At 66.6% G+C, this 13,916-nt stretch carries 16 protein-coding genes; 4 read left to right on the top strand and 12 right to left on the bottom strand.

From position 1 onward, the window contains the following. Positions 1-44 precede the first annotated feature (44 nt). Genes AC5RU7_RS06285 through AC5RU7_RS06275 form a run of 3 tightly spaced genes read left to right on the top strand, consistent with a single transcriptional unit; the run spans position 45 to position 2,259 of the window. The gene (locus tag AC5RU7_RS06285) at positions 45-875 is read left to right on the top strand and encodes an ABC transporter ATP-binding protein (RefSeq protein ID WP_494051620.1); all 831 of its coding nucleotides are present in this window, start codon (positions 45-47) and stop codon (positions 873-875) included. Then, positions 875-1,630, top strand: coding sequence for an ABC transporter permease (locus AC5RU7_RS06280; RefSeq protein WP_494051551.1), 756 nt, complete (start codon positions 875-877; stop codon positions 1,628-1,630). The genes AC5RU7_RS06285 and AC5RU7_RS06280 overlap by 1 nt, the downstream gene beginning before the upstream one ends. Then, entirely contained in the window at positions 1,627-2,259 is a 633-nt protein-coding gene (locus AC5RU7_RS06275; RefSeq protein ID WP_494051550.1) for a TetR/AcrR family transcriptional regulator, read from the top strand. Before AC5RU7_RS06280 ends, AC5RU7_RS06275 begins: the two co-directional genes overlap by 4 nt. Here the strand turns inward: AC5RU7_RS06275 and AC5RU7_RS06270 are convergent. The 8 genes from AC5RU7_RS06270 to dxr all read right to left on the bottom strand — a co-directional run bounded on the left by AC5RU7_RS06270 (position 2,236) and on the right by dxr (position 9,358). After that, a complete protein-coding gene (locus AC5RU7_RS06270) occupies positions 2,236-2,946 on the bottom strand; it encodes a hypothetical protein (protein ID WP_494051549.1) in 711 nt (236 codons plus the stop codon). The two genes, AC5RU7_RS06275 and AC5RU7_RS06270, sit on opposite strands and share 24 nt — an antisense overlap. A gap of 87 nt (positions 2,947-3,033) precedes the next feature. Then, a complete protein-coding gene (locus AC5RU7_RS06265) occupies positions 3,034-3,924 on the bottom strand; it encodes a GNAT family N-acetyltransferase (protein ID WP_494051619.1) in 891 nt (296 codons plus the stop codon). After that, complete coding sequence (gene ispG / locus AC5RU7_RS06260; RefSeq protein ID WP_411376019.1) at positions 3,887-5,053, bottom strand: flavodoxin-dependent (E)-4-hydroxy-3-methylbut-2-enyl-diphosphate synthase; 1,167 nt, start codon at positions 5,051-5,053, stop codon at positions 3,887-3,889. The genes AC5RU7_RS06265 and ispG overlap by 38 nt, the downstream gene beginning before the upstream one ends. Positions 5,054-5,085: 32 nt before the next feature. After that, on the bottom strand, positions 5,086-5,379 hold the full coding sequence (locus AC5RU7_RS06255) for a YciI family protein (protein ID WP_494010464.1): 294 nt from the start codon (positions 5,377-5,379) through the stop codon (positions 5,086-5,088). Between the two features lie 80 nt (positions 5,380-5,459). Further along, entirely contained in the window at positions 5,460-5,987 is a 528-nt protein-coding gene (locus AC5RU7_RS06250) for a hypothetical protein (protein ID WP_494010465.1), read from the bottom strand. Next, positions 5,984-6,691 (bottom strand): MarR family transcriptional regulator, encoded by a 708-nt coding sequence (locus AC5RU7_RS06245; RefSeq protein WP_494051548.1) that lies wholly within the window; start codon positions 6,689-6,691, stop codon positions 5,984-5,986. Before AC5RU7_RS06245 ends, AC5RU7_RS06250 begins: the two co-directional genes overlap by 4 nt. A gap of 135 nt (positions 6,692-6,826) precedes the next feature. Further along, a complete protein-coding gene (locus AC5RU7_RS06240) occupies positions 6,827-8,158 on the bottom strand; it encodes a M50 family metallopeptidase (RefSeq protein WP_494010467.1) in 1,332 nt (443 codons plus the stop codon). Positions 8,159-8,176: 18 nt separating this feature from the next. After that, positions 8,177-9,358, bottom strand: coding sequence for a 1-deoxy-D-xylulose-5-phosphate reductoisomerase (gene dxr / locus AC5RU7_RS06235; RefSeq protein WP_494010468.1), 1,182 nt, complete (start codon positions 9,356-9,358; stop codon positions 8,177-8,179). A 58-nt stretch (positions 9,359-9,416) separates the two neighbouring features. Here dxr and AC5RU7_RS06230 point away from each other — a divergent pair, with 58 nt between their 5' ends. After that, entirely contained in the window at positions 9,417-10,874 is a 1,458-nt protein-coding gene (locus AC5RU7_RS06230; RefSeq protein WP_494051547.1) for a lipase maturation factor family protein, read from the top strand. Positions 10,875-10,906: 32 nt separating this feature from the next. On the opposite strand, the gene AC5RU7_RS06225 is transcribed toward AC5RU7_RS06230, so the two are convergent. The 4 genes from AC5RU7_RS06225 to AC5RU7_RS06210 are packed head-to-tail and all read right to left on the bottom strand — an operon-like array spanning position 10,907 to position 13,912. Further along, positions 10,907-11,746: an HpcH/HpaI aldolase/citrate lyase family protein gene (locus AC5RU7_RS06225; protein ID WP_494010470.1), complete on the bottom strand. Its 840-nt coding sequence runs from the start codon at positions 11,744-11,746 to the stop codon at positions 10,907-10,909. Then, on the bottom strand, positions 11,743-12,369 hold the full coding sequence (locus AC5RU7_RS06220) for a MaoC family dehydratase (protein ID WP_494010471.1): 627 nt from the start codon (positions 12,367-12,369) through the stop codon (positions 11,743-11,745). Before AC5RU7_RS06220 ends, AC5RU7_RS06225 begins: the two co-directional genes overlap by 4 nt. Continuing rightward, positions 12,366-13,148, bottom strand: a complete 783-nt coding sequence (locus tag AC5RU7_RS06215) for a CoA transferase subunit B (RefSeq protein ID WP_494051546.1) — start codon at positions 13,146-13,148, stop codon at positions 12,366-12,368. The genes AC5RU7_RS06220 and AC5RU7_RS06215 overlap by 4 nt, the downstream gene beginning before the upstream one ends. Next, positions 13,145-13,912, bottom strand: a complete 768-nt coding sequence (locus AC5RU7_RS06210) for a CoA transferase subunit A (RefSeq protein WP_494051618.1) — start codon at positions 13,910-13,912, stop codon at positions 13,145-13,147. The genes AC5RU7_RS06215 and AC5RU7_RS06210 overlap by 4 nt, the downstream gene beginning before the upstream one ends. Positions 13,913-13,916 lie beyond the last annotated feature (4 nt).

Raw genomic sequence — 13,916 nt, 5'->3', positions numbered from 1 at the left:
GGGCCAGTAAGGTGCCCGGCAGCCTGTACGACGGCGGAGGCGCCATGTCCCACGCGGCAACCCAACCACAACACTTTGACTCCTCTGTGGCCGTGGCCGCCTCGGGGCTGATGGTCACGCGGGGCAGGCTGCAGGTCCTCCGGGGACTGGATTTCACCGTCCCTGCAGGGCGGATCACCGGGCTGCTGGGACCGTCCGGCAGCGGCAAAACCACCCTCATGCGGGCCATTGTGGGGGCCCAGATTGTCTCGTCCGGGACAGTGCACGTCCTGGGGGTGCCGGCGGGCAGTACCGTACTGCGGCACCGGGTGGGCTACGTGACCCAGTCTCCAAGCGTGTATCCGGACCTTACGGTGGAAGCGAACGTGCGGTACTTCGGTGCCATGCACCGGAAAGGCAAGGCCGACGCGGCAGAGGCAATAGCCGCCGTCGGCCTGGAAAGGGAGGCCCGCCAGAAGACGGCGAACCTCTCCGGCGGCCAGCTCAGCCGCGCCTCACTGGCGTGCGCGCTGGTGGCGCGCCCCAGGCTGCTGGTACTGGACGAGCCCACCGTGGGCCTGGATCCGGTGCTCCGGGCGGACCTTTGGAGCCGGTTCCGCTCCATGGCGGAGGCGGGGACCACGCTCCTGGTGTCAAGCCATGTCATGGAGGAAGCCAGCCATTGCCACACGCTGCTGCTTCTCCGCGAGGGCCTGCTGTTGGCGCAGCTGACTCCCGACGAGCTGGGCAGGCGCGGGCACAGCAGTGACCTGGAGCAGGCGTTCCTTTCCATCATCCGCGAATCCGGTGGCGGCCGCGGGAACCAGGCGCCGGCAGAGGACACGGGCAGCGGCCAGGGGCACCGCGGTGCTGGAGCAGACAGGAGTGCAGGGTAATGGACGCCAGGATGCTGTTGGCCACCGCAGGCCGCGTTTTGGACCAGCTGCGCCATGACCGGCGGAGCATCGCCCTTATTCTGGTGGTTCCGGCGCTCCTGCTCACGGCGGTCTATTACCTCTTCGAGAACGAGGCGCTTCCGCCGGGAATGCCGCGCACCTTCGACCGGGTGGGCCTCATGATGCTGGCGATCTTTCCGTTCGTGGTGATGTTCTTGGTCACCTCCATCACGATGCTCCGGGAACGGACTTCCGGAACGCTGGAACGGCTGCTCACAACGCCGGTGCATAAAGCGGACCTGCTCTTCGGCTACGGCCTGGCGTTTTCCATCATGGCGGCCCTGCAGTCGATGGTGGCAACCGCCGTGGCCTACTGGATCTTCAGCCTGGACATCGAAGGCCCGCCGGGCTACGTGGTGATGATCGCCGTGATCAATGCCGTACTGGGCGTGGCCCTGGGCCTGCTGTGTTCCGCCTTCGCCAGGACAGAGTTCCAGGCGGTGCAGTTCATGCCGGTGGTGGTGGTCCCGCAGATCCTGCTGTGCGGGCTGTTCGTGCCCCGTGACCGGATGAATGACGTCCTGGAGTCAGTCTCCAATGTCCTTCCCCTGACGTTCTCCGTGGACGCACTGCAGGAAATCGCGGCACATCCGGAGGCCACCGGACAGCTCTGGCAGGATGCCGGCATCATGGTTGCCATTGTCCTGGCCGTACTGGTGCTCGCATCACTGACGCTGCGCAGGCGCAGCGCATGACGTCTCCCGGACCTGGTGGTGCCACGGCCCGGCGGGGACGCCGGGGCGGCGCCGCCGTATCCCGTGAGCACATTCTCGACGCCGCCAGGCGGTTGTTCGCCGAACATGGCTTCGAGGGGACAAGCCTTCGCCAGGTTGCCCGTGCGGCAGGCGTTGACCCGGCCATGATCCACCACTTCTTCAAGGGCAAGGACGAACTCTTCGCCCTGAGCGTGGAGCTGCCGGCCGACCCCGAGGAGGTCCTTCGCGGGGTGGCGGACACGGACCCGGGCCAGCGGGCAGAACTGCTCGTGCGCACCGTCCTGCACCTGTGGGAAAGCCCCGCGCAGGCGAGCCTGGTGGCGTTCCTGCGCGGAACACTCGGATCCCGGGCGAAGACAACACTTCTTCGGGAGATGGTGGGCCGCACCATCATCAGCCGCATCATGGCCGGCGTACCAGGGCTGCCCGCAGAGGTGGCCCTGCGCGGGGACCTGGTGGCAACCCAGATGGTGGGACTGATGATGGTCCGCTACGTGGTCCGGATTGAGCCCCTGGCGTCTGCGCGGCAGGACGAGGTGGTCCGGCTCGTCGCCCCCACCGTGCAGCGGTACCTCACCGGCGACTTATTTGAGCAGGGCCGCCGCTGAGTCGAGGAGCGCGCCGGTGCGGGCAACAGCTTCCGCCTCGCTCTCGCCGCCAGCGGCGACAGCCGTGAACAGCACGCCCTGCTGCAGTGCCTGTGCCGTGATCATGGACTGTACCTGGCCGTCCGGCAGGAAAGTGTCCGTGCGGAAGGCCAGAGTGCCCGGAATCGTCCCCACTGCCTCCAGCGGCGTCAGCGTGACGTCCGCTGTCACACCGGAAACGGTCATGGTCATGGCGGAACAGGCTGCCAGTTGTTGCTCCTGCGCGGCGGCTCCGGCGACGAACGCTTGGTCAAGGCCCGTCGCGAGCGTCAGCATGGTCATTGAACCGGCGGCGGTGTCCAGGCTCTGGCCCACCGCCATGACGGCGTCATCCAAAGCCGGGACCCCGGTGGAGGCGGCCATTTCCTTGCACTCCGCGGGCTGGACGTCCATGGATGCGATGAGGGCCTTACCCTGCTCAATGCTCCCGGCGAGGTCGGAGCTGGCCATGACCGACAGTTTCCTGCCGTTGGAGTCCTGCAACTGTGCCAGGACAGCGGACAGCTCCTCAGCCGTGTAAACCTTCGGCTCGGGGGTGGGGGTTGGTGTTGGGGTTGGGGCGGAAGCTGTGGTTGCCGCCGGGGCGTCCGTGGTGGCTTCGGAGCCGGTGGCCGGAGCGGATGCGCCGCCGCAGGAAGTGATTGCCATGGCAAGCAGGGCTGTGGCCGCAAAAGTTCCCAGCACGGACGTCTTCAATTTTCCCCCAATATTCAGATTCAAGCCTGCGATGGCCGGCTAAAAGAGAACTGTAGCGAACGTTCCCACCTGGCGGAAACCGACGCGCTCGTAGGTTGAGCGGGCCCGGACGTTGAAGCCGTTGACGTACAGGCTGGTGATGGGTGCCACCTTTTGTGCGTGCTCCACCACCGCAGACATATAGCCGGAACTGAGCCCCTTCCCGCGGAAGAGCGGATTCATCCACACGCCCTGGACCTGGGTGACCTCGGAGGTGACCGCCCCGAGTTCGGCCTTGAACACCACCTCCTGAACCTCATTGAGGTGCACCAGGGAATGGCCCTGCCGGATGAGGCCCTCCACGCGGCGGCTGTAGAACTCCCTGCCGCCGAGGTAAGGCGAATACCCTACCTCCTCCTCGAACATGGCGGCGCAGGCAGGAAGGATCCGGTCGAAATCCGCGAGGCTCCCCAGCCCAAGCGCGGGATTGGGCTCCACGCACGGTGGCCCGTCGATGATCATCAGCGGCTGGTCCTCACGGACCTCATGCGCCCGGTGCCCCAGTTCCAAGAGTTCGGCGTAAATGGCCAGCACCGCGGGCGCCGGCCCGAAGGCGGAGGCGTAGCGGCGCCCGGACCTGTTCGCCGCGCCGGCAACCGCCGCGGCCAGGGCCGGGTCCAGTTGGACCGGCACCAGGTTAGCGCCTGCCCAGCATGCACCCACCAGCACGCCGTCGTCGAAAACCCCGATAATCCCGGCGCCGCCGCTGGTGGGCGCCGCCGTGCCGACAGCCCGCAGATGGGCAAGGATGAACACATTGGCCACCGGGTCCTGCTGCGCAAGCGACTTCAGCGCCGCGGTGTCCTGGCCGTCCAACGTACGGACGGAGAGCCCGGGCGGATCAGGAGCGTCCCTACGAGACGCTAACCACGGGGCTACCCTTGACAGCATCTTCGCCATCGGCCTCCCCCATCTCTTCCGCGATACGCATGGCCTCTTCGATCAGTGTCTCAACAATCGCGCTCTCGGGGACAGTCTTGATGACTTCGCCCTTCACAAAAATCTGGCCCTTGCCGTTGCCGGAGGCAACGCCCAGGTCGGCTTCCCGCGCCTCTCCCGGTCCATTCACCACGCAGCCCATCACGGCCACCCGGAGCGGGATTTCCATTCCTTCGAGTCCGGCGGTGACCTGTTCGGCCAGGGTGTACACGTCCACCTGGGCACGTCCGCACGAGGGGCAGGAGACGATTTCGAGTTTGCGGGGGCGCAGGTTGAGCGATTGCAGGATCTGGTTTCCCACCTTGATCTCTTCCACCGGCGGAGCCGAGAGGGAGACGCGGATGGTGTCGCCGATGCCGCGGGACAGCAGCGCTCCGAAGGCGGTTGCCGACTTGATGGTTCCCTGGAAGGCTGGTCCGGCCTCGGTCACGCCAAGGTGCAGGGGCCAGTCGCCCTTCTCCGCCAGCATTTCATAGGCGGCCACCATGACCACCGGATCGTTGTGCTTCACGGAAATCTTGAAGTCGTGGAATCCGTGCTCCTCGAACAGGGACGCCTCCCAGACGGCGGACTCCACCAGGGCCTCGGGGGTGGCCTTGCCGTACTTCTTGAGGATCCCGGGTTCCAGCGAACCGGCGTTCACGCCGATGCGGATGGACGTGCCGTGGTCGCGTGCGGCGGCGGCGATTTCCTTGACCTGGTCATCGAACTTGCGGATATTTCCGGGGTTTACCCGGACGGCGGCGCAGCCGGCCTCGATGGCGGCAAACACATACTTCGGCTGGAAGTGGATGTCCGCGATGACCGGGATCTGGGACTTCCGGGCAATGATGGGCAGCGCCTCGGCGTCGTCCGCGGACGGGCAGGCAACACGCACAATGTCGCACCCTGATGCCGTCAGCTCAGCGATCTGCTGCAGGGTCGCGTTGATGTCAGTGGTGGGCGTGGTGGTCATGGACTGCACGCTGATGGGATAGTCCGAGCCGACTCCGACGGAACCGACTTTGATCTGGCGCGTCTTCCGGCGGGGGGCAAGGACGGGTGGCGGGGCGGACGGCATTCCCAGGCTGACCGAGGTCACGTGGACTCCTAAAGGTAAAAAGTGGAAACGGCTTAGGCGGTGAGCCCGGCGAGCATGCCGGTGACCGGAGACCATTCAGTGATGCGGATTCCGGCGATGACTCCGGCAGCAGCGAACGGGTCCTGCTTCAGGATCGAGTTGAGTGCTGCTTCGTCCGTTGCCTTGAAGATCAGGAGCGCGCCTGCGCCGTCGCCGTAGGGTCCGCTGGCCAGGATGGCTCCGTCCTGGGCCAGGGTGCCGGTCCATTCTCGGTGGGCGGGCCGTGCCTCGTTCCGGGCTTCGGCGGAATCGGCGGCGTAAACGTACTCAACGGCAAAAACTGTCATACTGCTACCCTATCGCCCTGCCTGCCCTACCACCCATCCCGCAGGCTGTCCGGCCGTGCGGGAAGGTACCCGGCGGGATGCTAGGTGAGGAACAGGACCTTGGTGGCAGCAGCGATTCCTGCGGCCCAGAGCATCGACGTGAGGGTCCCGATGATGAAGCGCTCCGCAGCTACCGGCGTCTCCTTCAGCTCGGCGAACCTGCCAAGGCCTTTGACGGCCACGATATAGGCGATGGCGACCGGCTGGCCGGTGAGGATGGCAAGGCACACGCCCAGCCGCTCCAGGATGCCAATGATGGCCCCGCCGCGCAGGATCCGCTGGCTGGGGACCGCCGGCCCGGCAGGCGCAGCGTCTGAGGCCGGCCGGCCGGGTTCAGCGGTGAGTTCACCGTCCACATTCTGGTGGGGCGTGTCCGGCCGGTGCCCGGTGGAACGGTCCACCGTGACGTCCGCGGCGGGGTCCTCGGCCGCCCTCCGCGCCTCTTCCGCCGCCTTCGCCGCGTCCGCCTTGTCGTCGATGGTGCGGGCGAGCTTGAAGACGAACGCCGTGACAGGCCATCCGCCAAACCCGGCCAGCAGCAGGGCGGCAGCGATCCAGAATGCAGTCAACGGTCTCCTTCGGTCTGGCCAGGTTCAGTGTGGGTGCCTTTGGGACGGGAGCCGGCAGCCACCAGGGAGTGGGCATGGACAAGGAGCATGGAAGCTGCCGGCCTGGCAGCCCATTCTTCCTGCCATCCGGACCTCAGCACGGTACGGCTCACCGATTGTTCCGTAATTCCCAGTTCCCCGGCCACGAGTTTCTGGCCACCGTGCCTGCCTGCCCCGCCCTCCAGTGCGCGCAGCCGGTCTACTACGCGCCACTGCGCAGGGGTCCGCTGCTGCACCAGGCGCCCGATCAAACGAAGCACCGCCTGCGCATTTGCGCTCGCCATGTCACCTTCCTGGGCTGGGGTCCGGGTATCACCACCCATCGTCCCGGCCACCACTGACAACGGAACCTGGCTGGCCGCACCCTTCGCCAGTTCCACAGCTTTGCGCGCCGCCACAAAGGCGCTCCCGGAGCCTTCACGAGGGCTGCCGCCAGGGGCAAGTTGTACGTTTCCCAATCCGATCCCCACATACCAGTGCCTGCCCCGCAGCGCATGCAGGGCTACATCCACCACCTCGTCGGCGGAGGCCAGCACGCCCTGGAGTTCGTCACCCACGGAGCGTTCAAAAGTGGCGGGCGTCAGCCTTGCCAGGTCCGAGATGAGCTCCGGCACCCGGTCCACATCGGAGGTACTGCCGCGCTGGTCGATCGTCAGGACATACATGATTCAACCGTAAGCGGCTGATCGTCATCAATCAATCGGAATTAGCTGATTTTCTGATATCAGCCATCAACGGCTGATATGGACCCGTCATTGGGCAGGGCGGGAACCGGCTCCGCGGAAGAAGGGGCGCCGCCATCAGCCGAAGAGGTTCACAGGTTTCACGATGTCGGCGTAGATCAGCAGGGCACTCATTCCCATGAGCAGGGCCGCCACCACGTATGTGACGGGAAGCAGTTTCGCGATATCGAACGCCCCGGGATCAGGCCGGCCAAACAGTTTTGCCACCTGGCGCCGGGCACCTTCGTAGAGTGCCCCGGCAACGTGGCCGCCATCGAGCGGCAGGAGCGGGACCAGGTTGAAAACTGCCAGCGCGAAGTTGAGCCCGGCCAGCAGGCCAATCAGGGTGGCCACCCGGGACTGGACCGGGATCTCTTCCATCGCGGCCACTTCGCCGGCAACCCGGCCCACGCCCACCACGCTGATGGGGCCGTTGGGGTCCCGCGGTTCCTCACTGAATGCCGCCTTCGCAACACCCACCACCCGCGCCGGCAGATTGAAGATGACTCCGGCCACCTGGCGGATGTTCTCCCCCGCCATCGGAAGGACGGACGACGCCGGCTGCGGCACCAACTCCGTCTGCGCGCCAATGCCCAGGAAGCCTACGTCCTGGTACAGGAGGGTGCCGGCGTCGTCCGTTGCCTGCCTGCCGTCGGCGCCGATGATGGGCCGGGCGGACAGGACCGGCGTCACCGTGGTGGAAACGGAGGCGCCGTCCCGCTCCACGGTGATGTCCACTTCCCGGCCGGCGGAGGCACGGATCCACTCTGTCAGCTGGTCCCAGCTGGTGACCACCTTCCCGTCAAAGGAGGTGACGGTGTCGTTGGGTTGAAGTCCTGCCGCGGCGGCCGGGGTCAACTGGCAGTCCGCAGAGTCCGGGTCCACCGTTTCGCCCGCTGCCACCTGACATTTGGACACGTCCGAGATGGTGGTGGTAGCCGTTGCCATGCCGAAGCCCATCAGCAGGACGGCAGTGAGGATCAGGCCGAGGACCATGTTCATGGCCGGCCCGCCGAGCATGACGATGATCTTCTTCCACACCGGAAGCCGGTAAAAGACCCGGTTCGCGTCGCCCGGGCCTACTTCCTCATGAGCCAGGGAGCGTGCTTCCGTTGCGAGCGTCTGGAACATTCCGGTGCTTGAGGGGCGGACCGAGCCATCCTCTTTGTTGGGCGGGTACATGCCGATCATGGACACGTAGCCGCCCAGCGGGATGGCCTTGATCCCGTACTCGGTCTCGCCTTTCCGCCGGGACCACAGGGTGGGGCCGAAGCCGATCATGTACTTGGTGACCCGAACCTTGAAGAGCTTGGCCGGTACCAGGTGGCCCACTTCATGGAGCGCGATGGAGGCAGCGATGCCGATGGCCACGAACACGACGCCGAGGACAAAAAGGAGAACGGGGGTCATAGAGGGTGCTGCTGCTTCCTAAAGACTGCTGACTGCTAAACGTTCATGGGCGCGGGACCGTGCCCATCCTTCAGCATCCAGCACTGATTCCAGCGTCAGCCGGGAGGAACCTGAGTGTTCACTGAGGACACTATCCACGGTATCCACGATGTCCGTGAAGCGGATGCGGCCCGCGTGGAAGGCCATCACGGCCTCCTCGTTTGCGGCATTGAAGACCGCTGGGAAGGTGCTCCCCTGCCGTGCTGCGTCCTTGGCGAGGTTGACGGCGGGGAACGCCGCCGCGTCCAGCGGCTCGAAGGTCCACGTGACTGAATTGGTCCAATCACACGCGGCGGCAGCCTTGGGCACCCTGTCCGGCCAGCCCAGCCCGAGCGCGATGGGCAGGCGCATGTCCGGCGGCGATGCCTGGGCGATGACGGATCCGTCAATGAACTGGACCATGGAGTGCACCACTGACTGCGGGTGGACCACCACGTCGATCCGGTCCAGCGGAACATCGAACAGCAGGTGCGCCTCGATGACCTCAAGGCCCTTGTTCACCAGCGTGGCCGAGTTGGTGGTGACCATGACGCCCATATCCCAGGTGGGGTGCGCCAGGGCTTCCTGAGGGGTAACGCCGTGGAGGTCTTCGCGGCTCCTGCCCCGGAAAGGCCCGCCCGAGGCCGTGAGGATCAGTTTCTCCACTTCCGCGGTGGATCCGGACCGCAGGCACTGGGCGATGGCGGAGTGCTCGGAGTCAACGGGCACGATTTGGCCTTCCCGCGCTGCGGCCTTGACCAGTTCTCCGCCCACGATGAGCGATTCCTTGTTGGCAAGCGCCAGGGTGGCGCCTGATTTCAGTGCCGCCAGGGTGGGGGCAAGCCCGATGGACCCGGTGATGCCGTTGAGCACCACGTCCGCCTCGATTTCGGCGATCCGGGTGGAGGCATCGGGGCCGGCAACGATTTCCGGCCGGTAGCCCGGCCTTCCGGCCGCGGCTGCCGCTCCGGCAATCAGCGACTCCAGTTGCCGCGGATCGCCCCCGGCGATGCCAACCGCGGAAGCACCGGTCTGGACAGCCTGCCTGGCCAGGAGTTCAAGGTTGCCGCCGCCCGCGCTGAGTGCCACGACCTTGAAGAGGTGCGGGGCGCCGTCGACGACGTCAATCGCCTGGGTGCCGATGGAACCGGTGGATCCGAGGAGGACGACTCTGCGCTGCATTGCTTAAGTATCCCGCACCATTCTTGACCTCCTGACGGCCCGGCGTAACGTGGATCCCGTGGACTGGCTGTCATGGTTCGATGCGCCGGAATACGAGTTCGCCCGGCAGGTGCTGCAACGGGGCGTCGCCGCGCTCTTCTTCGTGGCGTTCCTCTCCTCGCTCAACCAGTTCCCTGCGCTGCTGGGCGAACGCGGGCTTCTGCCGGTCCCGGAATACGTCGGCGCCTTCAACAGGATGCGCCGGCCCACCCTGTTCCGCTGGCGGTACTCGGACCGGCTGTTGCGGGTTGTCTGCGCCACGGGGCTGGTGGTATCCGCACTGCTGGTGGCGGGGATTCCGCAACTCGGACCGCCGTGGGTGCCGCTCATTGCCTTCCTGGCCCTCTGGCTGCTGTACATGTCGATCGTCAACGTTGGCCAGACGTTCTACGGCTTCGGCTGGGAAATGCTGCTCCTGGAAGCCGGCTTCACCGTAGCCTTTCTGGGTTCCAACCAGACAGACCCGCCCCGCACCATCCTGCTCCTGATTGCATGGCTGGTGTTCCGGCTGGAATTCGGCGCCGGGATGATCAAGATCCGGGGTGGCCGGGAATGGCGGGACCTGACGGCGCTGTACTACCACCACGAGACGCAGCCGATGCCAGGCCCGCTGAGCCGGCAGGCCCACCTGCTGCCCAAGCCCCTGCACAAGGTGGAAGTGCTGGGCAACCACTTCGCCCAGCTGGTGGTCCCGTTCTTCCTGTTCGCGCCGCAGCCCGTTGCCAGCGTGGCGGCAGGCATCATCATTGCCACCCAGCTGTGGCTGGTGGCCAGCGGAAACTTCGCCTGGCTGAACTGGATTGCGATCGTCCTGGCCTTCGCAGCGGTCAGCGACCCGGTGGCCCACGCCGTCATCCCCGCGATTCCCCTGGACTGGCACAGCGGGACGCAGGAGACGCCGGCCTGGTGGCTGGCCATCACCCTCGCTGCCACGGTGCTGCTCGTGGTGCTCAGTTACTGGCCGCTGCGGAACCTGTTCTCGAGCCGGCAGCTGATGAACGCCAGCTTCAACCGGTGGCAGCTGGTCAACACGTACGGCGCGTTCGGCACCGTTACCAAGAAGCGGATCGAAATCGTGGTGGAGGGAACTATGGATGAGGAGCCGGACGATTCCTCCTGGCGCGAGTACGGGTTCAAGGGCAAGCCCGGGGATTTGCGGCGGATTCCGCGGCAGTGGGCGCCCTACCACCTCCGGCTGGACTGGCTGATGTGGTTCCTGCCGCTGCGCACCGTGCATGAGGAGTGGTTCTACGCGTTCCTCGGCAAGCTCTTGGAGGCGGACCGGCAGACGCTGCGGCTCCTGCGCCATGACCCGTTCGACGGCGGGGCGCCGCGCTGGGTGCGCGTCCGCAGCTACCACTACCGTTTCGCCACCCGGCGGGAGTTCCGCGAGACCGGGAACCGCTGGGTGCGGACTCTGCTGTACGAACCGATACCGCCGCTGTCGCTGCGCCGGTCACCGGGGCGGCGCAGGTAACGAGGCGGCGCAGGTAACGGGGCGCGAACGCCCTAGGCGTGTTCACCCGCGCGGCGGATGACGGCCTCGGCGTGCTGAAGGAGGGGGCCGTCGATCATCTTTCCGTTGTACTGGAAGACCCCGGAACCGGCGGCACGGGCAGCCTGCAGCAGGGCCGCGGCCTCTGTGACCTCGGCCTCGGAGGGCGCGTATGCGCCGCGCACCACGGAAGCCTGGCTGGGATGGATGCACGCCTTCGAGCTGAAGCCTGACGCCACGGCGTCCGCCGTTTCCGAAGCCAGTCCGCCAAGGTCCGGAATGTTCACATAGACCGCGTCCACGGCCTCCTTGCCGAACGCACGGGCCGCCAGCAGCACCGACGACCGTGCGTGCAGCGCCACTGCCCGGTAGCCGCCGTCGTCCTTCCTGCTGGATGTTCCCCCCAGGGTTGCCAGCAGGTCCTCGGCTCCCCACATCAGTGCCACCACATTGGGCGCGGCGGCAATGGCGGGGGCGTTCAGGACGCCCACGGCCGTCTCGCACAGCGCGATGACCTGGTAGTCCGCCAGCGCCTCCAGCTGTTCGGCAGTCTCCGCCTTGGCAAGCATGACGGTCCGGTAGGGGGTGTGGGCCAGGCAGTGGAGGTCCTTTTCGAACTCCTCGGTCCCCGCAGGGTTCACGCGCACGATCGTCCGGCTCGGGTCCAGTTCCGGCTCGTCGCCCGTTGCCCCCACCTGGGCGAGGATGGCACCGCGGGCCCGCTGCTTGTCCGCCGGGGCCACGGCATCCTCGAGGTCCAGGATAACGGCGTCTGCGCGTGTGGCAGCCTTCTGGTAGCGTTCGGGCCGGTCAGCGGGGCAGAAAAGCAGGGCGGGTCCCATCACAAAGGTCATACCGGCATTGTCTCCTGTCCGTCCCGGTGGCCGCTTCCCCGGCCGACGCCTTCTTTCTCCTCCCCGCCGTTCCCCTGTCCGGCGCGCTGCCGCGCATGCGCCTCACGGGTCCACATCAGGCAGCTCCGCGTTGCCAGCGCCACCACGGTGCCGTCCTGGTTCCTGCCGGTGTGCCGCATTGTGACGATCCCCTGTCCCGGCCGTGAACCGGACAGCCGCTTTCCGGTGATCAGCGTTTCGGTGTAAAGGGTGTCCCCGTGATGGAGCGGGTGCGGAAAGGACACGTCCGTGAGGCCCAGCTGGGCGATGATGGTGCCTTGGGTCAGCTGGCCCACCGACTGGCCCACCATGGTGGCGAGCGTGAACATGGAATTCACGAGCCGCTGGCCGAAGGGCTGCCCCGCACTCCATGCGGCGTCCAGGTGCAGTGCCTGGGTGTTCATGGTGAGGGTGGTGAAGAGGACGTTGTCCGCCTCCGTCACTGTCCGGCCAGGGCGGTGGGCGTACAGCACGCCCTCCTCCAGTTCATCGAAGTACAGCCCGCGCTGCTCGATGACGCGCGGGCCGGCGTCCTGGTCCGCCCGGGCCCCCGCGCCCCCTTCTTCCGGCCTGGCGGCAGTCATACGGTCAGTTCCATGTCTTCCTCGAACAGTTCGGCACCTGTGGCCGCCGCAACATCTTCCACCGAGACATTCGGGGCCAGCTCGCGCAGGACCAGCCGTGACCCGGACCTGTCCGTCACGACGTCGATGACCGCGAGGTCCGTGATGATCCTGTCCACGCAGCCTTTGCCGGTCAGCGGAAGCGAGCACTGCTGGACGATCTTCGGGTTCCCGTTCCGGTCCACGTGTTCCATCATGACAATGACCTTCTTGGCCCCGAAGACAAGGTCCATCGCGCCGCCCATGCCCTTGACCATCTTGCCCGGGATCATCCAGTTGGCGAGGTCGCCGTTCGCTGCCACTTCCATGGCCCCGAGGACCGCTACGTCCACGTGCCCGCCGCGGATCATGCCGAAGGACGCGGCGGAATCGAAGAACGCGGCGCCCTTGTTGACCGTGACAGTTTCCTTGCCGGCATTGATCAGGTCCGGGTCGACGGCGTCCTCCGCCGGGTAGGGGCCAACGCCCAGGATCCCGTTTTCGGAGTGGAGCACCACCTCCACCCCGTCAGGGATGTAGTTGGGGATTAGGGTGGGCATGCCGATGCCGAGGTTCACGTACTGGCCGTTGCTGAGCTCCTTGGCCACCCGGGCGGCGAGCTCGTTGCGCGTCCAGCCCTTGGTGTCGGCACCGGCCGTCGACTCGCCGGGTGCGGCATGCTGCTGGGATGCCGCGCGCCGGTATTCAGGCCGGACCGCTTCGGGCCGGGGTGCTTCAGGGCTGTTCGGGTCCATGGTCATGCTCCTGCCTGCCCGGTGAGGGCCACCGTCCGCTTTTCGATCCGTTTCTCGCCGCCAGGCGCCACCACCACCCGCTGGACGAAGATGCCCGGCGTGTGGATGTGCTCGGGATCAAGCTCGCCGGGCTCCACGAGTTCCTCAACCTCGGCGATGGTGATCCGGCCCGCCATGGCGCACAGCGGGTTGAAGTTCATGGCAGTGGCATGGAAGACCAGGTTGCCGTGCCGGTCGCCCTTCCAGGCGTGGACCAGCCCGAAGTCGGGGGTGAGGGACTCCTCCAGGACGTAATCGACGCCGCCGAAGGAACGCACCTCCTTCGGTTCGGAGGCCACCGCGATGCCGCCGTGGGCGTCGTACTTCTGCGGCAGGCCGCCGTCGGACACCTGGGTGCCCACGCCCGCCTTGGTGTAGAACGCCGGGATCCCGGCGCCACCCGCCCGCAGCTTCTCCGCGAGGGTGCCCTGCGGAGTGAGGACCACCTCAAGCTCGCCGACCAGGTACTGGCGCGCGAACTCCTTGTTCTCACCGACATAGGAGCTGATGGTGCGCCGGATGCGGCCGTCCCGGAGCAGGATGCCCAGCCCCCAGTCGTCCACGCCGCAGTTGTTGCTGACGGTTTCCAGGTCCGAGGTTCCGGACCGGTGCAGGGCGTCGATCAGGGTGACCGGTATTCCGCAGAGCCCGAAGCCGCCCACGGCCAGGGAGGCGCCGTCAGGAATGTCCGCCACTGCCTCGTCCGCGCTTGCAACAACCTTGTCAATCATCATC

The sequence above is a fragment of the Arthrobacter sp. K410C genome, from assembly GCF_059090105.1.
This window is presented reverse-complemented; position numbering and strand designations above follow the sequence as displayed.

Coding starts and splice junctions, on each gene's coding strand:
- AC5RU7_RS06285 (WP_494051620.1), top strand. CDS start 45: ATGTCCCACGCGGCAACCCAACCACAACACTTTGACTCCTCTGTGGCC.
- AC5RU7_RS06240 (WP_494010467.1), bottom strand. CDS start 8,158: ATGACCCCCGTTCTCCTTTTTGTCCTCGGCGTCGTGTTCGTGGCCATC.
- AC5RU7_RS06275 (WP_494051550.1), top strand. CDS start 1,627: ATGACGTCTCCCGGACCTGGTGGTGCCACGGCCCGGCGGGGACGCCGG.
- AC5RU7_RS06255 (WP_494010464.1), bottom strand. CDS start 5,379: ATGACAGTTTTTGCCGTTGAGTACGTTTACGCCGCCGATTCCGCCGAA.
- dxr (WP_494010468.1), bottom strand. CDS start 9,358: ATGCAGCGCAGAGTCGTCCTCCTCGGATCCACCGGTTCCATCGGCACC.
- AC5RU7_RS06220 (WP_494010471.1), bottom strand. CDS start 12,369: ATGACTGCCGCCAGGCCGGAAGAAGGGGGCGCGGGGGCCCGGGCGGAC.
- AC5RU7_RS06270 (WP_494051549.1), bottom strand. CDS start 2,946: ATGGCAATCACTTCCTGCGGCGGCGCATCCGCTCCGGCCACCGGCTCC.
- AC5RU7_RS06245 (WP_494051548.1), bottom strand. CDS start 6,691: ATGTATGTCCTGACGATCGACCAGCGCGGCAGTACCTCCGATGTGGAC.
- AC5RU7_RS06210 (WP_494051618.1), bottom strand. CDS start 13,912: ATGATTGACAAGGTTGTTGCAAGCGCGGACGAGGCAGTGGCGGACATT.
- AC5RU7_RS06225 (WP_494010470.1), bottom strand. CDS start 11,746: ATGACCTTTGTGATGGGACCCGCCCTGCTTTTCTGCCCCGCTGACCGG.
- AC5RU7_RS06265 (WP_494051619.1), bottom strand. CDS start 3,924: ATGCTGTCAAGGGTAGCCCCGTGGTTAGCGTCTCGTAGGGACGCTCCT.
- AC5RU7_RS06215 (WP_494051546.1), bottom strand. CDS start 13,148: ATGACCATGGACCCGAACAGCCCTGAAGCACCCCGGCCCGAAGCGGTC.
- AC5RU7_RS06280 (WP_494051551.1), top strand. CDS start 875: ATGGACGCCAGGATGCTGTTGGCCACCGCAGGCCGCGTTTTGGACCAG.